Below are 24,651 nucleotides of genomic sequence, written 5' to 3'. Positions count from 1 at the left end.
TACTGCTTTGTTAACTCAGTTTTCCTAAAGCTTCTTTAATTCTTCTTAATGCTTCAACCAAACTCTCATCTGATGCGGCATAAGATAAACGGATGTAATTGTTGTTGCCAAAAGAATCACCACCAACCGTTGCTACGTGCCCAACATTTAATAAGTATAAAGCTAAATCTGATGAGTCTTTAATTTCATTTCCTTCAGCATCTTTTTTTCCGAAGAAAGAACTAATTTCTGGGAAGAAGTAAAAAGCACCATCTGGTAAATTTGTTTTTACTCCAGGTATTTCGTTTAATAAATTATAAACAAGTTCTCTACGACGTAAGAAAGCTTCTTTCATTACTAAAACGCTCTCTAATCCTTGCTCGTAAGCGACAATACCAGCACGTTGTGCAATAGAACAAGTTCCAGAAGTTGTTTGGCCTTGTAACTTATCGTTAGCTGCAGCAATTTCTTTATTTGCGGCAATATAACCCAATCTCCACCCAGTCATAGCAAAGGCCTTAGAGAAACCATTAACAATGATTACGCGGTCTTTAATGCTGTCGAATTGGGCTATAGATTCATGTTTATCAACGAAGTTAATATGTTCATAAATCTCATCAGATAGGATGTAAATATTTGGATGCTTTTCAAAAACTGCAACCAAAGCAGCTAATTCTTCTTTGCTGTAAACAGAACCTGTTGGATTACAAGGTGATGAAAACATGAAAAGTTTCGATTTTGGTGTAATTGCATCTTCAAGTTGTTCTGGCGTAATTTTAAAATTACTATCAATATCCGTATCAATAAAAACAGATTTTCCTTCGGCCAGGTTTACCATTTCCGAATAAGATACCCAATACGGGGTAGGAATAATTACTTCGTCTTCCGGATCTATTAAGGTAAGGATAACATTAGAAAGTGATTGTTTTGCACCTGTTGAAACTACAATTTGAGAAATATCATAATCTAAATTGTTTTCAGTTTTAAGCTTATTTACAATGGCTTGGCGCAATTCTGGGTAGCCCGGAACTGGCGAGTAACGAGTGTAATTTTCATCTAATGCTTTTTTAGCGGCATTTTTTACGTGGTCTGGTGTATTAAAATCTGGCTCGCCAACACTCAAACTGATTATATTAATCCCTTTTGAAGCTAACTCGCGACCTAATTTGGTCATTTTTAAGGTTGCAGATTCTGATAGACTGTTGATTCTTTTGGATAAGGTGCTCATGGTTAATTACTTTGACCGCAAATATATAAACCAAATATTATTCTGCACTAAAAAAGCGATAGTTTTTATCATTTAATTTACACGATAAGCGTATTTTTGAAAAAAAATCGTCGTGACTGTTAAAAAGAAAGCCATTTTAATTTCCTTATCTGTTAGTGTTGTTTTAATGCTTGCCAAGTTTGTGGCATACTTTATAACGAGTTCGAATGCTATTTTAACTGATGCTGCAGAAAGTATTGTTAATGTAATTGCAGGAAGTTTTGCATTCTATAGTATTTACTTAAGTACGCAACCAAGAGATGAAAACCATCCCTATGGTCACGGTAAAGTCGAATTTTTTTCAGCATTTGTAGAAGGTGTTCTTATTCTTATTGCGGGGGTAATTATAATATTTAAATCTTCTTATAATTTAATCTATCCGCACCCAGTAGGGCAGTTGTTAGAAGGGACTTTAATTATTGGAATTACTGGCTTAATTAATTTAATTGTCGGTTTTTACTTAATTAATGTAGGTAAGGACGAACATTCTGTAACCTTGGTAGCCGACGGAAAGCATTTATTAACTGATACATATACCAGTGCGGCGATTGTTGTAGGTTTAATCCTAATTCAGTTAACAAATATAATTTGGTTCGATAGTTTATTATCCTTTTTAGTAGGCTTTTACATCATATATTCTGGCTACAAATTAACTCGTGGCTCGGTTGGCGGTTTGATGGATGAAAGTGATTTTAAGTTGGTAGAAGAAGTAGTAGATGTTTTGCAAAAGAACAGGCACAATCCCTGGATTGATGTTCATAATCTGCGTACACAGCAATACGGACCAGAATTTCATATCGATTGCCACGTAACTTTGCCTTATTATTTCGATTTGAATAAAGTTCACAAAGAGATTTCTCAAATTGATGAATTGATAAATAAAAATGGCGTTCGAAAAGCTGAGCTATTCATCCATGCCGACCCATGCTTACCAGAATGTTGTAATTATTGCCACATGAGTGAATGCCCGGTTAGAGCCGAAGCTTTTAGAAAAGAAATTGTGTGGACACCAGAAATCGTAATCAGAAACAAAAAGCATTTCGCAAATGAGTTACTTTAACGTGAGAGTTTACGGCTTGCTTATTAACCAAAATAAAGAAGTTTTGGTTAGCGATGAGCAGGAATATGGGTTTCGTTTTAGTAAATTTCCTGGCGGAGGCTTAGAATTCGGCGAAGGGTTAATTGATGGATTAAAACGAGAGTTTATTGAAGAATGTAATGCGGATATCGAAATTCTCAGCCATTTTTACACAACCGATTTTTTTGAAAAATCATCCTTTAACGATAGTCAGGTTATCAGTGTTTATTATTTGGTTAAAGAAAAGGCTCCATTACAATTGGCTTTCAAAACTAAAATTTATGATTTTGATGGTGATGGTGAAATTTTACAAGAATTTCGTTGGGTTAAAATAGAAGATTTATCTGTTGATGAAATTACTTTCAGAACGGATAAAACTGTGGTCGAACTTTTAAAAAATCAATTCTCTGAAAATGGAGCATAAATTTATCTATCTCCTTAAACCAATATTAAGAGTTCTAGTCTTCATCTTTTACATGTTTTTGTGGGCAATACCAGTTGGACTTTTAACACAATTAAATATTTTTAAATTCCCAACAGAAAGTTTATCAGGTTTCTTTTTTGGTGAAATATCATTTGCTTTAATGGCAATCGGCGCATTGCTTATGATTTTTCAAACTTATCCAACTCGCAATTTTGAAAGTGTATTCGTAGTTAAAACAAATGTATTACCTGCGTTTTTAAAAGGAACAGCTATAGGTTTAGCCTTAATTTTGGCTTGTACGGCACTAATGTATATTAACGGAAACGTTGTTTTTCTTCCAACTAAAATTGAACTGGACTCTATTTTCGCCTATTTAGTCTTTTTTATTTTTGTCGGGATTTCTGAAGAATTGGTTTTCAGAACCTTTCCTTTAGTTGTTTTTGCCGAAAGGTATAAACTCTGGTTTTCAATATTTATTAACGGATTACTTTTTGGGTTAATTCACTTCTCAAACCCAAGTTTTTCAGTTTTTTCAATGATAAATATCACACTATGCGGCATTTTGTTTGCCTTAGTTACATTACAAAAAAGAAATATCTGGTGGAGTGTCGGCATACATTTTGGCTGGAATTTTTGCCAAGGAACATTGTTAGGCTTTAAAGTAAGCGGTATTAACACACCAGGATTAATGGTGACCAGGCCAATTGGTGATGTAACTTTTTCTGGTGGAAGTTTTGGAATTGAGGGGTCGGTGATTTGTACATTCGTATTAATTTTATATTTGGTTTGGTTAATCAGAAAAAGTAAAATAGAACCTTTAGAAGAAGTTTTTGTAGAATATGACCTTAGCAGAGAGAGATAAAAAAGTTATCTGGCATCCTTATACACAAATGAAAAATGCCTTGCCGCATATTCCAATTGTTAGGGGAGAAGGTGTATATGTTTATGATGAAAATGGCAAAAAATATATAGATGCTGTTTCATCATGGTGGGTAAATATTCATGGTCATGCTCATCCATACATTGCCAAAAAAGTAGCTGAGCAACTAACTGTTTTAGAGCACGTTATTTTTGCCGGATTTACACACGAACCCGCAGTTTTACTTGCCGAAAGATTATTAGAAATTCTACCAGGTAATCATGATAAGGTTTTTTATACCGATAATGGTTCTACAGCGGTTGAAGTTGCGTTAAAAATGTGCCTCCAATATTGGAATAATAAAGGGCAACCGAAAACCAAAATTTTAGCTTTTAAAGATGCCTATCATGGCGATACTTTTGGTGCAATGTCGGTTAGTGGTCGAAGTATTTTTACAGATGCTTTTAATAGTCTTTTGTTCGATGTAGAATTTATCGATTTACCAAATGATGATAATATTGAGATTATAAAATCTAAAATTGAAAATCTTGAATCTGAAGTTGCTTGCTTTATCTTCGAACCGCTTATTTTGGGTTCTGGTGGTATGCTAATGTATGAGGCCAAGCATCTTGACGAACTATTATCGACATGCAAAACAGCCAATATTTTAACAATTGCCGATGAAGTGATGACTGGTTTTGGCCGAACAGGTACCTATTTTGCTTGCGAAAAACTAAACAATAAGCCAGATATTTATTGTTTAAGCAAAGGTTTAACAGGAGGAACAATGCCCTTAGGTGTTACAACTTGTACCAATAAAATTTTTGATGCTTTTTTAAGTGATGACAAATTGAAAACCTTATATCACGGACACTCATTTACGGCAAATCCGATTGCTTGTGTAGCATCGCTAGCTAGTATGGATATTTTATTAGAGAAAGACACGCTAGCAAATATTAAAAGAGTAGAGGCTAAGCATTCTATTTTTTTAGAGGAGATAAAATCGCATCCTAAAGTTAAAGCAGTTCGTCAGACGGGAACTATTATTGCAATTGAGTGGGAAACTGGCGTGGGAACTTCTTATTTAAGTAATCTTCGTAATTTACTCTACGCCTACTTTTTAGATAAGGGTATAATTTTGAGACCGCTTGGAAATATCATTTACATTTTGCCACCTTATATAGTCAGTAACGAAGACCTCGACTATGTTTACGAAGCGATAAAATCGGCCCTAGAAGAGATTTAAATTAATTGAAATTTAAAAAAGTCATATTTTCTAGCTATGACTTTTTTATTTCTATTCTTCAGGTTCGAGGTGTTTTTTTAATGCATCATTTAAAAAATAGCTCCAACCAGCTTTAAAGCTATCTTTAGCAAAATCCTTTCCGTTTTCAGCAAAGCTATCTAAACCTGTGTGTGTTAATGTTAATCTGGTTTTATCTCCAGCTTCAAATAACTCCCAGGTAATTTCAGAATTGCCAGGATAATTATCATATTTCCAGGTATAAGCAAGCTTCTTTCCTGCTTCCAGTTGCGTAATTTCGCACTGATGCAAAAACTGCGGACCTTCATCTGGGCCACCTAAAAAATCAAATTTAAAACCAACTTTAGGTTTGAAATCTTGTAATTGGAAATACCACTTTTTAAGTTCATTGTTATTTGTTAAAGCATTCCATACTTTTTCAATAGGTACACTGTATATGCTTTCTACGATTAAGGGTTTCTTTTCCATGATATTTCTTTTTATTTTCTAATATTCATTAATAAAATAAGCAAATATCGAAGCTGCTTTGTTTTAAAAAATATGAGGTAGATTAACCCAATGGCATTTTAGCCATATCCATATAAAGTATGTTCCATCTTTGTCCATCTAAATCAATAAACCCGCAACCATACATCCATCCATCTTTGTACCCTGGCTTACCGTAAAGTTTGCCACCTGCATCTAAAACTTTTTTTGCCAGTTCGTCAACCTCTTCAGTGCTTTCTGCATCAAATGAAAATAAGACTTCAGTTCCAGAAATGTTCTTTGATAATTCTGAGCCAGCAAAAGATTCGTAAAGTGATTTTTCGAAAAGCATAATAATCAGATTACTTTCTCCAACCATAAAAGAAGCTGAATCTTCTCTAACGCCATACCTGTCGTTTGGTGTAAAACCAATTTTAGTAAAGAATTCTTTTGATTTGTTTACATTTTTAACCGGAAGATTTATCCAAAGCGATTTCGTCATAACATTTATATTTTGTTGTGCATAAAGATAGGCATCAATACGTGGGATGATGTACTGAAAAGAGAAAACTTAAAGGTGTATTTGAGACAAAAAGATTTTAATTGCTGTGCTTTTTAGCCAATTTTTCTGGAGCAACGGTACAATAAGATTTTGTTAAAGCTTCTTTAAGTTTTTCGGCCTCGATAAAGTTAATCTCAAAAATTGTCCAACCTTGTTTGCCCCAACCGGCAGGAGCAGGGTAAATCGCAGATGGGTCGAAATCAGAATATAGATTTTGGTCGGCCACTGATAATTTAAAAATCGCCTTTGCATTTTTATTATCAATAGTTACAAAGATTTTATCATCTACTTTGAACGTGTTTTTATCAAGGTTTGGTGCTTCAGTTACTTCATCAAAAGAAAGTGCAAGTTCTCTAAAAGCTTCTGTACTAAATATATTCATAAATTTATTTTAATGGTTCAATAGTATTGCTATTGAAGATTTGAATTTCCAAATTTACACCTAATTTCCTTCCTTTTGAAAATAGATATGCACAAAGATTAATTAGAAATTACAATTTGTATAATTTGTGAGGATGCTGTTCTGCATAATTTAGAATTAAATTAAGAATATAGCTATTAGATTGATAAGTGGAAAGGCTTTCTTTTACTAAACTAAAACCATTATTTAAATAATTTTTATCGGTAAAATAACCCATCCCATAAAATATTCCTTTTTCTACAACCAAGCAACTCATTTCCTCCTCTTTTCTGCCTTCATCAACCAAGGCAAAACTTGGTTGTAAGTTCTGAATATCCTCAATTGCAGCATTTAATCGTTTATTGTAAACAGCAACAGTTTCTATTCCGCTGCAAGCACCAAAACACTGACCATTTTCATGGGCGGTACATTTCGTTGCTGTTTTTTGCAAATAACAAAGTTTGGCACAAAGCTGATACTTTTCTACAAGCATATTTAAAAAATTATATCCCTCTAAAAGGTTATTAAAACTTTGCAATGCTTTATTGTTCTTTTTATGCTTATCAATTGCTAATCGTAAATAACCATTTTGATCTTCGAAAATATATAAGTCGTATTTGTGTTCGTAGCGCTTCATAGCCCTGTTATTTTCAGGCCAAAGGCGTTTAATTTCATTTGCTTCTAAAATTAAAGCCATTAATTCTGTTCCGCAGGTAACGTAATCCACATTGTGTATTGTTCTTAAAAAATCCTGGCGCCGCCTGTTTGGTTTGTTGCCCGTAAAATGGCTGGTAACTCTTTTCTTTAAATCTTTTGCTTTACCAACGTAAACGATTTTTCCTTTGTTATCCTTGAAATAATAAACGCCCGGTTGATTTGGCAATTTCATAATCGCAGCTTTGTCCAGGTTTGGTGGTAAAACTTGTTCTTTTGATGTTTTTTTTAGCATTTCTGCAATCACACCTTCCGTATCATTTTCTAGTAATAGGTTAAAAAGAATGCTTGTCGCATCAGCATCGCCAGCGGCTCTGTGTCGGTTACTAATTGGAATTTGTAATGCATTGCATAACTTTCCTAAACTGTATGAAACCTTGCCAGGAAATACCTTTCTACTTAGGCGAACGGTACAAAGTTTAGAGCATTGCAAATCATATCCAGCTAAAGATAAATGATGTTTTAAAAAGGAATAATCGAAGTTAACGTTATGAGCAACAAACACTTTTCCATATAATAGCTGATGAATTTGAAGTGCTACATCTTCAAAAAAAGGTGCGTTAACCAGCATCTCATCATCAATTCCAGTTAATGCAGTTATGTGAAAAGGAACATCGCGTTTAGGATTAATTAAGGTTGTGTAACGCTCCACAATTTGGTTACCATCATGAATGTTTATGGCAACTTCTGTTATGCCATTTGCCGAAGCATGGCCACCTGTGGTTTCTATATCTACAATTGCGTATAACATCAAAATGATTTGAATACAAATTTATACTAAAATAATTAGTAATGAAAGTGTTTTCATTATTTTTAAAACAAAAAAAGCGACAACGTATTAAACGCTATCGCTTTATCTTCTGTATAGAATATTTAATCTAAAGTTTACTTAATAATTTACTTAAATTTGGTTTGATGCCAATACTAATAGGTACTGTATTAAATGCTCTGTTTTGTATTTTTGAAAACCCATACATATAGCTAACTTCTGCAAATAAATTTGCCCCACCTAAACTATATTCTATTCCTCCGCCAGCTTCAATTATACCCATGCCGTTAGTTTTATTATCCATAGTTACTTGCAAAGTTTGTGCATTTACACCGGCTTGTGGTGTTAAAATGAAACCACCGCCAGCACCAGCAAAACCATAAAAAGCCCATTTATCTACAATTTTTCTGTAACCTAAGGCAACATTTAATAAATAAGTTGTTGCCCTTCCTTTTTCTATATTGTAAGTATAGCCAGCATCCGGGGTAATTTGGTTAAACTCAAAAGCATGCAAACTTACTTTTGGGTATAAAAATAATCCACCATCTCCTAAACCAAGGTTTAAGCCTAAAGAAGTTGAAAATTTTGGTTTTAAGTAATCTGCTGTTTCTCCAACTGGTAGCGAGAAACCTACTCCACTCATAGTGTACAATTTATCTGGTCTGCCAGTTTGCGCTTTAACATTTACAGATAGTGCTAGAAGTAAAAAGGCAATCGGGGTTAGTAATTTTAGTTTCATATTTATTTTTCTAATTTTCAGTTAATCTGTTTACTTTCTGAATCATTACAGCCATATTAAATGGTTTTTCTAAGTAATCATCAGGATGATACTTTTGCGAAGAAACATAGCTTTCTTTGTATCTGGCCGAAGCCATTATCACAGGAATTTTATCTGTTTCCGGACTCGATTTTAATTGTTTAAAAACTTCCCTGCCATCCATCCCGTTTAGCATTATGTCTAAAATAATCAGGTCGGGATTAAATTCTTTAATTGTTTTAAAAATATATCTAGGTGATAACAGAGGGTAAACATTATAATTTTCAGATTCCAAAGCGAGCTGAAAAACTTCTAAAATATCCGGATCATCATCTACAACAAGTACTCTTTTCAAGGCAAAAATGTTTATTTACGATTATATTACACCTAATACAATGTTATTGAGATAATGTTTTAGCTTAAGCAGATATTTCTTAAATTGTACTAACTTATTCTAATCAAATATATTTTCTTGTCCCTATGAAAGTAGATTATATTGCGTTATCCGTTCCCATATTTTTTATCCTAATTGGGGTAGAGCTAGCTTATAATTTTTATAAAAAATTAAACTATTACCGTTTAAATGATAGCATATCAAATTTAAGTCAGGGAATAGGGCAGCAGCTTACCGGAATTTTCATGAAAACGGCGTTGTTTTTTGGCTATAAATATATTTTTGAACATTGGCGTATTTTCGAAATGCCAAAAACCATTTGGGTTTGGATTATTTTATTTATTGGTGTAGATTTTTTTTATTACTGGTTTCACCGGATGAGTCATCAGGTAAATGCCCTTTGGGCTGCACACATTGTTCATCATCAATCTGAAGAATATAATTTAACGGTTGCATTGCGGCAAAGCTGGTTTCAAGGTTGGTTTAGCTGGGTTTTTTATCTGCCATTAGCCCTAATCGGTTTCGATCCGATTATGTTTTTAACGTTAAGTTCATTTAACACTTTGTATCAATTCTGGATTCATACCCGGGCAATAAAATCTATGGGTTTTTTAGAGTATGTATTGAATACGCCATCACATCACCGTGTTCATCATGGTTCTAATCCAAAATATATAGATAAAAACCATGCAGGTACCTTAATTATTTGGGATAGACTTTTTGGAACTTTTCAAAAGGAGGAAGAAGAGGTTTATTTTGGTATTACGAAACCCTTAGCAAGCTGGAACCCTGTTTGGGCAAACTTGCATTATTGGGATGATTTAGTAAAAACGGTAAGGCAATCTCCCAAATTCAGCGACAAACTAAAAGTGTTTTTAAAACCTCCAGGATGGTTTCCCGCTCATTTGGGTGGTTTTCAGCAGGCGCCAGAAATAGATGTTGATAAATACAGAAAGTACAACCCCGATTATCAATCGAAACTTACAGGCTATGTTTTGTTACAATTCATTGTTGCTTTAGCGGCAGGTTCTGCGATACTGTTTTCTTACAGTAAAATGGAAACCGTTTCTTTAATACTAGGCACAATTTTCACGATGCTAACACTAGTTACCTGTGGCGGTTTATTGGAGCAGAAAAAGTGGCAAATTAATTTCGAATATTTTAGACTGGCTTTGAGTATTTTACTTGTTTTGATTTTAAAATTTCCAATCGGTTATCTGGTAATCTTTATTACAATTCAGCTAATATCCGTAATTTGGTTTTTCAATCTTCAAAAAGTAAATCCCAGTATCGATGAAAACTAAAATTTTTGCCATAATTTTTGCGCTTGTTTATATTATTCAGTTATACGCAGAAACATCAGGCAATATTTCACTTCGTAATTTTTCGAAACCTTTAATTGTTATCACACTTTTAATTTGGCTTTATAGTAGTACAAACCTTAAAGGCAGGTTCCATAAGCGAATATTTACAGGTTTAGTTTTCGGATTAATTGGGGATATTTTGTTGATGCTTCAATCTGGCCGACCTAACTTTTTTATTTTCGGTTTAATTGCCTTTTTGCTTTGCCATATCTTTTACATCAGAGCATTTACACTCGATCACAAATCGAATCCAAATTATAAAAATCCATTTCTTTTATGGGCAATTGGTGTATTTGCTATCTTTTGTTCAGGTCTGTTTTTCTACCTGCAACCAAGTTTAGGCGCCATGCAATTTCCGGTTTTAATGTATGCCATCATCATAACTTTCATGGCAATTATGGCCGTTAACAGATATGGAAAAGTGAATATTTTTAGCTATAAACTAATTCTTTATGGCGCCTTGTTTTTCCTGTTATCTGATAGTGCTTTAGCGGTTAACAAGTTCGCTCAACCAATCCCTCAAGCAGGTGTTTTAATAATGGCTACCTATATGCTTGCACAGTATCTAATCGTTTACGGTACGGTGGTTAGAGAATTGGTTGTGAAGAAAACAGAGATTTAGCTTTTTTGAAAAGCAAAATTTAGTGCTTTTAAGGTTAGTTTAGTCCTGCTAACATTCCAATCTTTTCCAATTAAATCTGGTTTAGAAAAAAAGAAATTGCAAGAAAGAATATTTATTATGCCTTTGTAAACCGTTGACTGAAGTCAACGGCAATGAAACGGATGGTTTACTAATTATTGCTGGCAATCTCAACCAAGGTATTCATATTCTGAATGCAAGCTTTCAGCTTTAACCTTTTTGCTTTTATCTTTCTTTCTTCTCCTTATCCAGCACCGTAAAAGTCTGCACTAATCTTTCTCCATTTTCGTCGACAAGCGTTAAAGTATGTTTTCCTGGCGGCGGACTAATCGCTAATTGGTGGTAATTGGTAGTTGTAGCAACATATTCATTATCAATATGCCAGTAAATTTTTGAGCGCTGATTTCTGTGCGCTGCATTTAAAACAATTTTTCCTCGTGTTCCATCCAACTCTAAAGGAATGTAAACTGTCGCACCATTTTTAGGATAAATCAATTCCATTACATTATTTCCACCAGAAACATCGCAACCAGCCATAAAGGGAGGTAAGGTTTTGTAATCGCTGTTCTTAATTTTATAATAATATTCCATCGCTGGCGGTAAAATGAACCAACTTTTATGCTGCATATTGGTAACACTTTCGCATTGGTCGGTAACGCGATATGTTCCCGTTTTATCCAAATGAATAATTTTATGAAAAGGACAAACTACCGTTTTTTCGCCAGCTATCGGTACTAATTCATCTACAATATCCAGACAAGATTCGCTTGCTTTATAGCCACTTTGTTTGCAGATTTTAATCTTTTTAAGTTTAGTTTTTGGTGTTTCGAACCATTTTCCATTAGGTAATAATCTAAAAATATCAAATAAAACAGGAGCAGCAGCCTCAATACCTACCAAACCCGGCCTGCCTTCACCATCGGCATTACCAACCCAAACACAAACTACATAATTTGGTGTTAAACCAACCGCCCACGCATCGCGGAAGCCAAAGCTAGTTCCGGTTTTCCATGCCACCCTTTGCGAGGAAGAAAACTGTTCCCATAAACCCTCATCGCCTGGTCGCATTACTTCTTCCATTGCACTAAATGTTGCCCAAATAGCGCCATGGTCTAAAAATGAATTACGCTGATAATCTTTTTCATTCTTTTTATTTCCATTGTAATAAGTAGCTTGCTGGTAATCTTTAGGGTTGTATAAGCCTTTGTAAGTATTGAAATGATTTAACGTTCTAACCATGCCCATATAAGTATTCGCTAAATCCCACATCGTTACTTCACTTCCTCCTAAAATCAATGATAAACCATAATGGTCGGCTGGTTGGTTTAACGTTCCTATTCCAAGTTTTTTAAGTTTATCGTAAAAGCGTTCGTACTTATATTGTTGCAACATTTTAACAGCAGGTATATTAAGCGAACGACTTAAAGCCTTATCTGCCGCAATTGCACCATCGTAACCTAAATCGTAATTTTGAGGAGAGTAACCAGCAATTTGTGTTGGTACATCGGGCACTAATGTATGCGGCAAAATAAAGCCATCATTCAACATACTGGCGTAAAGCAGAGGTTTTAAGGTACTTCCCGGACTACGAGGTGCTTTTATCATATCAACATGGCTCTGCAAATCTGCATTTTCTAGTTGATAAATATTACCTACGTAACTCACCACATTTCCATTTCTGGCATCTAAAACCAAAGCAGAAATGTTATTAATATCATTTGCTCTATATCGATTATTGTATCGTTTTAATATAGAGTTTACTTTAAGTTGAATATCTTCATTCAATGTTGATGTAATTCTGGTAGAATTGATTTCTAAAGACTTCCTCTCTACCTTAAAGCGATTTAATAAATGGGGTGCATTTTGAGGTAAGGGTAGAGGTTTACCCGGAACAGGTTCGAGTTTAGCAAGATTAGCCGTACTTTGATCGATATATTTTAGTTTCGCCAATTTATCCAGCAAATCGTTTCTTTTTTTAATTAATCTAGTCGAATTTTTTCCTGGATGAACTAGCGACGGGCTATTTGGCAGAACGGCTAAAGTTGCCATTTCTCCCCATGAAAGTGTTTTAGCATCACGACCATAATAGCGCCAACTTGCGGCCTCTAAACCCACAACATTACTTCCGAAAGGCGCATTTGCCGCATATAAACCAATAATTTCTTCTTTTGAATATTTCAGTTCTAACCTAAAAGCCAGAATAATTTCATAAATTTTTTGCCAGATAGTTCTATCTTCTTTTCTTGATAATCGGATAACCTGCATTGTTAATGTGCTTCCACCGCTAACTACGCTTTTAGCCTTGAAGTTTTGTTTAATTGCTCTGCTCATGGCTAAGAAATCTACTCCAAAATGGTTATAGAATCGTTTATCTTCAAAAGCGATAATGCAATCTTTAAATTTCACCGGAACCGAATCTGCAACGGGAAAACGCCACTGGCCATCGCTAGCAATAGCAGCGCTAAGTAAGTTTCCATTGCTGGCTTCAATAACAAATGATGTTGGTGTTTTGAAAAGTTTAGCAGGGAGCAAAAATAAAAACACCACAAGCAATACGATAGAAATGATTTCGGAAATGAGGAATGCTTTTGGTGTTTTGTTCATTGGAGATTTAGTTATTTTTCGGTTCTTGGAGACACGAACCGAGGCTTTCTAGTTAAACAAAGCGCCATGGTTAGTATCTTCATTAACCATTTAAAAGTTTCTCTTTCGTAGCTGTGGCGTTTCGCTTCAAGCAATATTAATGTTTTTTTAGGTGTAACGTAAAATGCTTTGGCTGATATTAATGATTTTGATACTATTGAATCTTCTTATTTTAGGTAATTTAAAGTGCCATGGTTCGTGTCTCCACGAACCATGGCGGAAGAGTATATTTAGTATTAAGATTGTTTCGTAACTCGCAAAGACTGCCATAAACATCATTGCGAGATTACAAAGCATCTATTTTATTTTTTCTCCATTCTTCACCTTGTTCCGATTCATTTGAATCAAGGTTCTTAAATTATATTATGATACTGAAATAAATTCAGCATGACGGAACATACTAACAAAACTAATTATTCTCTACACAATGGTTCGTGTCTCCACGAACCATTATAGCCATTTTATTCATATCCTACTTCACCACCTGAACCCACTTTCCATCCTGCGTGGCAGAAATATCATTATTATACATTGCCTCGCATTGAACAGCTGATAAATAATATTTCCCTAAATAAGATGCATTTAGCAATACCTTGTAAACTAAACTCTCATTTTCGCGAATATTGAAATAAGTGAAAACCCTGTCGTCTCTAATATCCTGGTAAGTGAAAGGAGAGGACGCTAAAATGCTCTGATTATCATTTACTCTGGTGTTGATAATTTCCCAACCTGATGGGAAAATTTGAGTTAGCGCCATTTGTTCGTAATAACCCATTCTGCCCGGATTTTTTATAGTCACTTCTGCATAGAAATCGGTTCCTTGTTTTAATGTTGTTGGGTCTAAAGAAGTTCCGTTTAAACGTTTATAAACAACATTCATATCTAAAACATCTGGTCGGTTAGGCAAGAAATTATTCTGACCAGCAACTGGTTGTCCCTCCAAAACTAAACGAACAAATAACACATTGTTTCCTTTATTGGTTACAGATGCAGTGTTGCCTTTAAAGTTTACGGCTGTACTACTAATGTACTGACCAGAGTTTACTGGCGCAGTTTTTCCATCTAACACATATTGATATTGCAATTTATTTGATGATTGATTAGAACCACAGAATTTCGCAATTGCCAGTAAGCTATAAGCAGTTGTCTGCGTACTATACCAGGTATTTTCACCTAATTTAGCTGCTAACGGTTGCAATAAACTTGCTGCTTTAGCTTTCTGACCGAGTAAGGTCAAAGTTTCTAAAATCATTGCTTGATCCCGAACATCTGAGCCATAAGTTCCTCCTAATTGTTTGTAAGGTTGAATCGATGTATCTAAACCGCGGATCATGTTTTGAGCAACTTCATTTTGCCCAGCTAATTTATATGCAGCTGCTAAACGCCATTTCGCAGAAACCGATAAATATTCGAAAGCCTTTAATCTGTTCATTGCCGCCATTTCTGGTTTCTTAGCTAAAGCAAGCATGTATAAACGATAAGCCTGAGATAAATCGCCACCATAGAAATTGTTGCTGTTGGGTGCCCAATTGGCCGCTTTAGTTTTCTGATAACGCAATAATTCGTCTAACAAACCAACAGGTAAGGTGTAGCCCGCATTTTGCGCCTCTACTAAAAAGTGACCGCCATAATTACTTCCCCATTCATCAGAGCTTCCCTCTCCAGGCCAATATGATAAACCGCCATCTGTAGTTTGGAAGCCCTTAATTCTCGTTATTCCAGCTTTGATGTTTTTCTCTGTCATTGCTTTTTGTTGCTCATTCAACGGACTCAATCTATCTAAATATAATTGAGGGAAAATTCCTGAAGTTGTTTGCTCAATACATCCATGAGGATATTGAATCAAGTAGCTTAAGCGCTTTTTAAGGTTAATTGCAGGGATAGAAGAAACCTCTAATGTTCCGGAATTTGTTCCACCCATCCCAATAGGTGCATAATTTATGGCCCATTTTTGTCCAGGCTGAACTGTTGCAGAAACCACATTAGTAACGTATGGATTTGGATTTCGAATATCCATCTCTACATCGTAATCGGTTCTTTCTCCACCACTCTGAGCAATCACTTTTACTTTTGCTATACCAACTGTATTTGGCGCTTTCACTTCGAAATACGCCATTTGTTCGCCAGTTTGCTTATAGTAAAGTTGTTGCTTATTCGTACCCTGAATAATCAAATTATTAGCCTGAAGTTGAACAGAAACATTTTTCAAATTACTTTCTGTTGCAAAAACCGTAACTGGTAAAGTAAAAGTTTCACCAGGACCAATTACACGAGGCAAGGTTGCCAAAACCATTAACGGCTTTTTAACCTGAACCGATTTTTCGGCAAAACCATAGGCTGCATCCTGACCTGCAACAACCATTGCCCTAACTGCACCTATGTATTGTGGCAATTTAAATTTATGGGTTTTGCTTTCACCTTTACCAATGGTAAATGGCCCCATAAATTTAACCACTGCTTTGAATCGGTTTGCCTTTGCAGGATTTAAGTTTTTATTGATGCTACCATCACCACCTATGCTTAAAATGCGTTCTAAATTTCCGCCCCAGGCGCCTAAAACGTAATCAAATAAATCCCAGGTTTTAACGCCTAATCCTTCACGTGCATAAAATGCGCCATGTGGATCTGGTGTTTTGAAACGGGTTAAATCCAATAACCCCTCATCAACCAGAGCAATTGTATAAGTCATGGCTTTACCGTTTTGCTCACCAACTGTGATGGTGTTTTCCGTTTCAGGTTTAATTTTATCCAACATTTTTATAGTTGGTCTTAAAATTGTTTGCGGGTCTTCTACAGAAATTGGAATTGCACCATACATTCTGATTGGCAAATCGTTAATTGTTTGTGCATGAGGCTGCAATAGTGTAATGTTAGCGAAAACATTTGGTGCCATTTCTTTCTCAGCCTTAAATTTATATTGCGTTTGACCAGCCTCTGTATCAATCCAGAAAGTTTTTAAAACGCGACTACCATTTTCAATTGAAACTAAAGCTCTACCGTTTTTAGCTGTTGGAATGGTTAAAGTAATATCCTCGCCAACGGTAAATTTTTCTTTATTGGCAGTAAAAGACAACATCGATGCCTCCGTTGGATTGGAACCTTGCTCTCGCTGTGCCCAACCTGGCCAATCTATATAAACAGATTTTCCGGTTACATGACGGCCGTTTAAATCGCGAACCAAAATCAAATAACGACCCCATTCTGGTTCATCAATGCGTAAATTCCAACTTCCTTTACCGTTTGATAAATTAACCTGATGGGTTTCTACAAGTTTGTTATATTGGTTTTGGGTGAAATTTGCATAAGTATATTGATTGTCTTGTTCCCACCACCAACGCCATTGTGTTTTGTATAATTCAACCTGAACGGTTTTATTACCAGAAAGTAATTTACCATCGGTATTTACATTAACAATCTCAATTTTGTGGTCTTTGCCGGTAACCAACATACCGCTTAATTTATCACCTTTTTCTGGTCGAACACCTAAATAACTACTATAAACATGGTAGGGAATGCTAAAGTTATCTATACTGAAATTACCGCCCGGTTCGAAAACTTTTGTGGTAAAGTTTGCTCTTAAAACACCAGGAGCCGTATTGTTTTCGTTCAGATTTGTATTAATCTGTGCTGTTCCAGCTGCATTTAAACTTCCCTCAAAAATGGTTTTTACCTGCGATTCGAAATTAACCGTAGGATTATCAAAACTATAACCATCGAAACCTTTAAACTTGGTTTCTGTGGTATTTAGGTTTACATCAACCTTGGCTTTTAAATTTTGTGCTGGCGAACCAAAAAGCCATTTAGCAGACAGGGTAGCGGCACCAGTACCAGCCGTTAAATATGGTTTATTCCCAACGTTGAAATCAATTTTCAAGCGATTCGGCATAACCGTTTCTATTTTTAAAGTTTTAGTGAAAGTAGCGCCACCTGCTTTAACTTTCACCATCCAGTTTCCGGTAGGCGCTGTGCTCTCTGTTGCCGTTTTAAAAGTGTAGAAACCGTTTACAGGCTTTCCATTAATTAAACGTTTATATAATTGTCCTTTCGGATTATAAAACTCCATTGTAACTGGATAATTTGTCGGTAGTTTCTTCAATTTATCTTCTAAAACGAAAGAAATAAATAAACTGTCTCCTGGTCGCCAAACGCCGCGTTCACCATAAATAAAGCCTTTTAAACCACTTTGAACTACATCTCCACCAACATCAAATCTGCTCAAGGGCAACGAACTTCCATCATCTAATTTTAAATAACCACGTTCTGAGCCACTTTTAGCAATTAACAAAAATGGTTGACGTTTTAAATCGAATCTGGCGAAACCATCTCCATCAGTTTTCGTCGTGAAAATGGTTTGTCGCTGATAATCTAACAACTCTAAACTTACCCCGCTTAGTGGTTTCGCAGTTAGTAAATCAGTTGCTACGATGAGCATACTGTTGTCGTTTCCACGTTTTGCAACCAAGCCAATGTTTGATGCAATTAAATTACGACTTGCCCAACGTTGGTTAGTGTAAAACGATGGCGTGCAAGGATTATCCTTATCATTCCAACGGTAATTATTTGGGTAATAATTATTGTAGCGTTGCCAGAAATCATCGTCTTCATCAATCTTTTCGCCATAACTTTCATCCTCACCATAATATCCATTTTCATCATTGTCATCCCCAGCTTTTTCATCATTTGCTTTGCAATTGTATGCATTATATTCTTGTCTGAAAGCAATGGTAACACGATACATAGCGCCTGGTTCGGTGCGAATCATTTTATCTAAATCGAGTGTAAAACGATTCTTTTTATGCAGATTTAAAGATTTGTCTTCATCTAAACGAATAGTTTTTTGCAAGATTGGTTTTGCTACACGACGTAGCTCGTTTCCATCTTTATAACTATTGGTTTGGAAGAATTGAGGAATGTTATTTTCGTAGATTTTTATTACTGTAACATCGACAGCTTTTAGATTTGTTGCCTCGAAAGGTAAAACCAATTTACCCGAATTTGGTAAAATTGTTCCTGCACCGGCAATGGTAACAGATGGTAATTTATCTTCAAAAACCAAGTTGGCTGTTTTTCCACCAGTTAAGGTTTTTCCATTAATATTTTCTACACCATTATTTACATTCAGCGTGTAATTACCTTTCAATTCTTCAGCAGCATAAACTTTAACCTGACTTGCATCAATGGTAAATCTTAAATCGCTTAAATTGCCTAATGAAATCATTCCCGTTAAATCTTGACCAACACCAATAGGCTCAGAAAACTGCACTAAAGCATAATCTTCTTCACCTTGAATGGCTTTCATATCCAAAATTTCAAATTTATTTAACGCCGGAATACGGATTTCTTCTTCACCTTTTTGATCAGCATCAATTGGATCACCATCCCAGTTTAGTTTTAAAGTTTGGTCTGCAGATTTCTTTTTAATACTATCGATAGTAAATTTAGAGATGTTTTTTGCAGGATCGTGTTGCCATTTTACCTTTAATTTCTGATCAAAATCCAACTCAATTACCTTTTCTATTTTAGAAGTTTCTTCGGCATCAGCCGTGGCTACTTCGCCGGTTAACTTCATGTAATCTAATGAAGTATTATTTTGAGAAACTAAGCCATTTTGCGAAAGCATTACACCAGGTGTGATTACTTTAAACTCGAAATCGAAATCTTCCAAGCCTTTTTCTGTTTCCGAAACTTCTGATAATTTAAAAGTTGCTTCATATTCTTTGCCGGGCTTCAGATTTTCATCTGGTCTGAACTCCACCGTTTGTGGGTCTATCCAATATGTTTTTCCTGAAATGGATGGAGAAAAATCGAATAAATCGCGAGAATCAGCTTTACCCAAATCTTGCATCCCGGTAGCTGCATTAGCCAAATGAAGGCGGATGAAACTCTTTTTTGAAATGGTTCCTGAAGTGTAAGCTTCAATGTATTTTGCATAAGCCTGGTTATCTTCATTTGATTTCTTTTTATGCCTGAAATAAATGAAAAGAATTGCTGCGATTGAGACTACAAGTAAGCCTATAAAAATGAATTTCTTTTTGGAGGATGATTGGTAGGTAGATGATTGTTCCATTATTTGAAATTGTAATTAGATGTGATTGAAAATTAACTAAAATTTGCGTTAAAATAACTTATGTTGAAAATTAAGAGGTTGTGAGTATTTTGGTTGAAATTATTTATTATCGCATTTAAAAATATCTTTTTTCTTCGGGTATTTTCTGAGCAATGTATATCCGCTATAGATTTCTTGTTTTTTGCCGCATTCTAATTATTATTTGTTTTGAGCAAGCAGGTAAAATTGGGTAAATAATTTGATTTTGTTTTTGGTGCTTTGATTCCGTGATGCAATTAAAATAATATTATGTTTTTTAACCTTTTTCATTGATAATTCTTCTAATCGGAAATAGAAAATGTTGCTATTACCTTCCAAAACAACCCTAATTGTCTGTTGAGTTGCATTTAGGTTTTGTTAGGTTTATTATAGTTAATTTGTTACTAATAAAATCTAGAATAGCACTTTTTAGATGCGGATAGTAATTGTGATAATGTTATATTTGGTTAACCAAATATACTTTAAGCCGATGCCTAAGGGAAAGAACGCTTTAAGTTAACTCACATCTCATTTCCTATGGTTAGCAAATTGCAAAAAAACATCAATAGAGAATTTTATGGCACCAGAATTGGTTTCACCATCTTTTTCATAATTGCTATTGGGTTTGTTAGTAGGGTATTTGCTAACGATAATATTGATAGTTTAAAACGCGAACTCAGTGATGCAATTGCCAATAAGGTGATTTTCGATAGCGAAAAGCAGAATACCATTTTAAAACTAAAAAAAAAGTTTTCCTTCAGTCAATCAGATTATGATTCTCGATATCAGGCCTGCGTTGAGCTCTTCAAAGCTTATAAATCATTTATTCACGATTCAGCATTTGTTTACGCTAAAAAGGCTAACCAGTATGCAAACTTGATTGGGGATGATAACAAGATAAATCAATCTAGAGTTAATTTGGGCTTTGTTCTGATTTCATCTGGTATGTTTAAAGAAGGATTGGATACCCTGACCACAGTAAAATCCGAAAAACTCACTTCAGAAGAAAAGTTTCGATATTATTTTCTCATGGCCAGAAGTAATTTCGATCTTTCTGATTATAATAAAATTGATGATTATAGTAAATTATATACCAGAGAAGGACTTAAGTATTGTGATACAATTATCAACAATTATTCACCAAACTCTTATCAATATTTGAGTGGAATGGGATTAAAACTTCTAAGAAGTAAAAACTATAAGGCGGCATTAGTGCCATATGAGAAACTTATAAAGCTTAAAACCTCTTATCAGGATAGTGCCATAAATTTCAGCTGCCTGAGTTACCTTTATTTTAGTGTTAATCAGCCAGATAAAGGATTGGCTTATCTTATAAAATCGTCTATCCTGGATAACGTCCATTCCATAAAAGAGTCTTTGGCTCTTGTAAATCTATCTAAATACCTTTATTCTCAGGGAGAAACCAGGGCGGCATTTGCCTACATTCATAGTGCTATTGAGGATAATGATTTCTATGGAGCAAAGCAAAGAAAAGTTGAAATAAGTAATATTCTACCTATTATTGAACGCGACAAAATCAATGGTATAGAGAAACAGAAACGCTCGCTGATAATCTACGCTTCAATTATTACCTTGCTAACACTTCTTACCATTTACTTCGGCACAAAAACTTTCAAACAACTTAAAAAGATAAGGATTGCGGATCAGCTCATTATCAATCAAAATCATGATTTAAATGAGGTTAACAACAAATTACTAAGAACAAATAAATCTCTTGATAGCGCTAACCATTCCTTGATTAGTACCGTTAGGAAACTTGACGAAGCAAATTTGATCAAAGAGGAATATATCGGGCATTTCTTTAACGTTAGTGCCGATTATATAGAAAAATTAGATCGTCTTAAACGCTCTCTTGAAAAAGTTGTCCACCTCAAAAGATTCGAGGAACTTAATACCATCCTTCAGCGATTGAATACCAGTCAGGAAAGGGAAAGTTTTTTTGCAAGTTTTGATGAAGTCTTCCTAAATCTGTTTCCTGATTTTATTTCAGAGTTCAATTCACTTTTTGATGAAGAGCATAAAACTCAGTTGAGTACAGGACAACTTTTGAATAACGAATTAAGGATATTTGCCCTAATTCGTTTGGGAATAGATGAAAACGAAATGATTGCTAAAATTCTGAATTACTCAGTAAATACAATTTATACGTATAAAACCAAAGTTAAAAACCGCTCTATTGTGCCAAATGAAGAATTTGCAGAACGCATATTGAGTATCAGGACCGTAAAAAATGACATGGTTTTAGAAACTTCGTAGCAACTCCATTTTATTTGAATTTTAGGCGTTTTAGGTTTTACCTCCCTTTGCCATGCAATTAATCATTTAGATTTAATTCTGATATCAATACTTTGTTCAGAAGAAATTTGAAAAGGTAATAAAACTTCAATATCCGCTATTATCCATTAGGTTTTCGGTTTTGCAATTGTGCAATTATCTTATTTCACAAGCAAAATTTCCTTAAAAAATGATAAAATCACCTTGTGTTATCCATATATTTCTAGATTTATATTGGATTCATGTATCTGTAAATCAATATTTTGTGGTTTTTTTTCTCTTCTTATTTTTAATATTTGCTTTTCCTTCTATTGTGATTGGAAATAAACTCCACTTACTTTGATTAGTAGTACATCGATTTCCATTTGAGTACTCAATAACCAAATATTAACCAACTAATCATTATGAGAAAAACTTACTTTTTCTACTTTTTTAAGTATGGCCTTGCCCTACTTTTATTATTCGCTATAACAGATGGTTTTGCCCAGCAAAATTTATTTAACGGGCGAGTGGTCGATGAAAATAACGATGCGTTGCCCGGAGCAACTTTACAGGTTAAAGGCACCAACCAGACTACGATTACCAACTCAAAGGGAGAATTTCAGATCAGCATCAATCAAACTGCAATAACCGTTGCGGTAAGTTTTGTTGGTTATGATGTAACAGAACGCATTCTGGTTCCTGGCAAACAGGCTGTAATTCAATTGAAGCCTGATGCAAAATCGCTTTCTGATGTTGTGGTTATAGGCTATGGTACCGCTAAAAAGTCTGACGTGACTGGAGCTGTCACGAGTGTTTCAAGTAAAGATTTCAATCAGGGTGCCCTCACTAGTCCGCTTCAGCAAATTGCGGGTAAAGCGGCTGGGGTAACCATCACCCAAACCGGTAGTGAGCCAGGAAGTTCACCGAATATTAAAATACGTGGTATTACTTCTATTCAGGGCAATAATAATCCGCTTGTTGTAATTGATGGAGTACAAGGTGACGTTGGTTTGCTGAATCAAATCCCTCCAACTGAAATTCAAAGTATTGAGATTCTAAAGGATGCTTCAGCAACTGCAATTTATGGCTCAAGAGGTGCTTCTGGAGTATTAATTGTGACGATGAAAAAAAGCAGGGCAGGAACTTCCATTGAGTATAATGCGAATTCATCTGTCGACGTTGTTACCAGGCAACTGAAAATGCTCACAGCAGAAGAATGGACCCAGCAGGCAGCCGCGAGGTCAATCCCGGCCTCTTCTAATTTTGGAGCCAATACCGACTGGTTTGGACTTTTGACCAGAAATGGGACAACGCAAAATCATACCGTAACAATAGGAGGTGCAAGTGATAATTTCAGTTACCGAGCAAGCTTGGGCATGGTTCTTCAGAACGGGATTGTTATTCGTTCTGATAATCAACGTTACATTGGAAGGATAGAAGCCACCCAGAAAGCTTTGGATAACAAGCTAACAATAACAATGACCCTGAACAATACAAACTCTGAAAACAACGGAAGTCCGGGTTCGATTGGCAGAGCTGCTTTTACTTCTAATCTAATTTCAAATGCCTATATCTCAAGACCTACAGATCCGGTTTATAAAGCAGATGGAACATATTTTACAGATCCAAATCTTTTCCAACCGCTTAATGTATTGGCTGCTGCAAATACAATCATCAGTGAATCTGAAACTAACAGACTATTGGGTTCTATGCGGGTGAATTATAAAATTTTTAGCGGGTTGTCTGCTGAAGTTTTTGGCAGTTGGCAAAAGACCAATGGAACATCGGGCAATTATACTCCTGCTGTTTCAACAGTAGCAGCGGCAATAGATCAAAAAGGGTATGCCAGTGTGAACAATAACAATTCTGACTATAAACTAATGGATTTTCAGTTGAATTATTCAAAGGATTTTGGCAAACACCATTTGATGCAGCAGCTGTTTATGAATGGCAGGCTCAAATGGATTCTGGTAGCGGAAGTGCCGCAAGAGGATTTGTGAATGATTTAGCAACTTACAACAGTCTAGGCCTTGGCGATTTTTCTAAAGTTCAGGCCGGTGATTATTCTTCATACCGCAACCAGCGTAGAACAGTTTCTGTTCTTGGGCGGATTAACTACTCATTTCTGGATAGATACTTGTTAACTGCAAATTTCAGGAGAGATGGAGCAACCGTATTTGGAGCAAATCATAAATGGGGAAATTTTCCATCAGCATCATTAGCCTGGAAGATAGATCAGGAACCTTTTATGAAAAATCAGAAACTGTTTTCTGCGCTGAAATTAAGAGGTGGTTTTGGTATCACTGGTAACCAACAGCCACTTGGCGTTTTACAATCGTTACAAATTGTTCAAGGCTCTGGCACTGTATATTTTGCAGGAAACGTTCAAACGAACTTCCGTACAACGCAAAATTCCAATGCAGATTTAGAATGGGAACAAAAAAAATCGATTAACATTGGTCTTGATTTTACTATGTTAAAGGGTAGATTAAGTGGAAGCTTTGACGTTTTTAAGAATACAACGGATAAATTACTTTATGGCTATACCGTACCTCAACCTCCATTTCCTACAGGTTCTATTCAGGCAAACGTAGGCAGTATTCAGGGAGGGCACTGAAAAAGTGGACTTAAAATAGTCTGTTTTTGCAAAGCGGATGAATGAGTGCTGAACTCTTCATCCGCTTTCTTTTTTTTACGTTATTTGATATTT

At 35.2% G+C, this 24,651-nt stretch carries 18 protein-coding genes; 9 read left to right on the top strand and 9 right to left on the bottom strand.

Annotated features, from left to right (window positions below; all coding sequences use genetic code 11):
• Window positions 1–10: 10 nt before the first annotated feature.
• A complete protein-coding gene (locus ACFOUY_RS13670; protein WP_378961385.1) occupies window positions 11–1,207 on the bottom strand; it encodes a pyridoxal phosphate-dependent aminotransferase in 1,197 nt (398 codons plus the stop codon).
• 112 nt (window positions 1,208–1,319) lie between these two features.
• On the opposite strand from ACFOUY_RS13670, the gene ACFOUY_RS13665 reads away from it, so the two are divergent.
• Genes ACFOUY_RS13665 through bioA form a run of 4 tightly spaced genes read left to right on the top strand, consistent with a single transcriptional unit; the run spans window position 1,320 to window position 4,853 of the window.
• Window positions 1,320–2,306 (top strand): cation diffusion facilitator family transporter, encoded by a 987-nt coding sequence (locus ACFOUY_RS13665; RefSeq protein ID WP_378961384.1) that lies wholly within the window; start codon window positions 1,320–1,322, stop codon window positions 2,304–2,306.
• Window positions 2,293–2,748 carry an NUDIX domain-containing protein gene (locus tag ACFOUY_RS13660; protein WP_378961383.1) on the top strand — a complete coding sequence of 152 codons (456 nt, stop codon included), beginning with the start codon at window positions 2,293–2,295 and terminating at the stop codon, window positions 2,746–2,748. The genes ACFOUY_RS13665 and ACFOUY_RS13660 overlap by 14 nt, the downstream gene beginning before the upstream one ends.
• The gene (locus tag ACFOUY_RS13655) at window positions 2,738–3,610 is read left to right on the top strand and encodes a CPBP family intramembrane glutamic endopeptidase (RefSeq protein WP_378961382.1); all 873 of its coding nucleotides are present in this window, start codon (window positions 2,738–2,740) and stop codon (window positions 3,608–3,610) included. The genes ACFOUY_RS13660 and ACFOUY_RS13655 overlap by 11 nt, the downstream gene beginning before the upstream one ends.
• On the top strand, window positions 3,588–4,853 hold the full coding sequence (gene bioA, locus ACFOUY_RS13650; protein WP_378961381.1) for an adenosylmethionine--8-amino-7-oxononanoate transaminase: 1,266 nt from the start codon (window positions 3,588–3,590) through the stop codon (window positions 4,851–4,853). Before ACFOUY_RS13655 ends, bioA begins: the two co-directional genes overlap by 23 nt.
• Window positions 4,854–4,904: 51 nt before the next feature.
• Here the strand turns inward: bioA and ACFOUY_RS13645 are convergent, their stop codons facing one another.
• From ACFOUY_RS13645 to ACFOUY_RS13620, 6 genes are all read right to left on the bottom strand, one after another.
• Window positions 4,905–5,339, bottom strand: a complete 435-nt coding sequence (locus ACFOUY_RS13645) for an SRPBCC family protein (RefSeq protein ID WP_378961380.1) — start codon at window positions 5,337–5,339, stop codon at window positions 4,905–4,907.
• A gap of 82 nt (window positions 5,340–5,421) precedes the next feature.
• Window positions 5,422–5,838, bottom strand: a complete 417-nt coding sequence (locus tag ACFOUY_RS13640; RefSeq protein WP_378961379.1) for a VOC family protein — start codon at window positions 5,836–5,838, stop codon at window positions 5,422–5,424.
• 97 nt (window positions 5,839–5,935) lie between these two features.
• Complete coding sequence (locus ACFOUY_RS13635; protein WP_378961378.1) at window positions 5,936–6,280, bottom strand: MmcQ/YjbR family DNA-binding protein; 345 nt, start codon at window positions 6,278–6,280, stop codon at window positions 5,936–5,938.
• Between the two features lie 109 nt (window positions 6,281–6,389).
• Window positions 6,390–7,763, bottom strand: coding sequence for an exonuclease domain-containing protein (locus ACFOUY_RS13630; RefSeq protein WP_378961377.1), 1,374 nt, complete (start codon window positions 7,761–7,763; stop codon window positions 6,390–6,392).
• A 127-nt stretch (window positions 7,764–7,890) separates the two neighbouring features.
• The gene (locus ACFOUY_RS13625) at window positions 7,891–8,520 is read right to left on the bottom strand and encodes a hypothetical protein (protein WP_378961376.1); all 630 of its coding nucleotides are present in this window, start codon (window positions 8,518–8,520) and stop codon (window positions 7,891–7,893) included.
• 10 nt (window positions 8,521–8,530) lie between these two features.
• Window positions 8,531–8,893, bottom strand: coding sequence for a response regulator (locus tag ACFOUY_RS13620; protein WP_378961375.1), 363 nt, complete (start codon window positions 8,891–8,893; stop codon window positions 8,531–8,533).
• Between the two features lie 125 nt (window positions 8,894–9,018).
• Between ACFOUY_RS13620 and ACFOUY_RS13615 the strand changes: the two genes are divergently transcribed.
• On the top strand, window positions 9,019–10,236 hold the full coding sequence (locus tag ACFOUY_RS13615) for a sterol desaturase family protein (protein ID WP_378961374.1): 1,218 nt from the start codon (window positions 9,019–9,021) through the stop codon (window positions 10,234–10,236).
• The gene (locus tag ACFOUY_RS13610; protein WP_378961373.1) at window positions 10,226–10,918 is read left to right on the top strand and encodes a lysoplasmalogenase; all 693 of its coding nucleotides are present in this window, start codon (window positions 10,226–10,228) and stop codon (window positions 10,916–10,918) included. The genes ACFOUY_RS13615 and ACFOUY_RS13610 overlap by 11 nt, the downstream gene beginning before the upstream one ends.
• 243 nt (window positions 10,919–11,161) lie before the next feature.
• Here the strand turns inward: ACFOUY_RS13610 and pbpC are convergent, their stop codons facing one another.
• Entirely contained in the window at window positions 11,162–13,540 is a 2,379-nt protein-coding gene (gene pbpC / locus ACFOUY_RS13605) for a penicillin-binding protein 1C (RefSeq protein WP_378961372.1), read from the bottom strand.
• Window positions 13,541–14,051: 511 nt separating this feature from the next.
• Window positions 14,052–19,646, bottom strand: a complete 5,595-nt coding sequence (locus ACFOUY_RS13600; protein ID WP_378961371.1) for an alpha-2-macroglobulin family protein — start codon at window positions 19,644–19,646, stop codon at window positions 14,052–14,054.
• Between the two features lie 555 nt (window positions 19,647–20,201).
• Between ACFOUY_RS13600 and ACFOUY_RS13595 the strand changes: the two genes are divergently transcribed.
• The 3 genes from ACFOUY_RS13595 to ACFOUY_RS13585 all read left to right on the top strand — a co-directional run bounded on the left by ACFOUY_RS13595 (window position 20,202) and on the right by ACFOUY_RS13585 (window position 24,558).
• Window positions 20,202–21,941, top strand: a complete 1,740-nt coding sequence (locus ACFOUY_RS13595; RefSeq protein ID WP_378961370.1) for a DUF6377 domain-containing protein — start codon at window positions 20,202–20,204, stop codon at window positions 21,939–21,941.
• A 422-nt stretch (window positions 21,942–22,363) separates the two neighbouring features.
• Window positions 22,364–23,941, top strand: a complete 1,578-nt coding sequence (locus tag ACFOUY_RS13590) for a SusC/RagA family TonB-linked outer membrane protein (protein ID WP_378961368.1) — start codon at window positions 22,364–22,366, stop codon at window positions 23,939–23,941.
• Window positions 23,902–24,558, top strand: a complete 657-nt coding sequence (locus ACFOUY_RS13585; protein WP_378961367.1) for a TonB-dependent receptor domain-containing protein — start codon at window positions 23,902–23,904, stop codon at window positions 24,556–24,558. The genes ACFOUY_RS13590 and ACFOUY_RS13585 overlap by 40 nt, the downstream gene beginning before the upstream one ends.
• The last annotated feature ends 93 nt before the right edge of the window (window positions 24,559–24,651 follow it).

The organism is Pedobacter jamesrossensis, from assembly GCF_042650905.1.
Lineage (GTDB): Bacteria > Bacteroidota > Bacteroidia > Sphingobacteriales > Sphingobacteriaceae > Pedobacter > Pedobacter jamesrossensis.
Note: the sequence above shows the minus strand (reverse complement) of the source record. Positions and strands in the feature narration are given on the sequence as shown.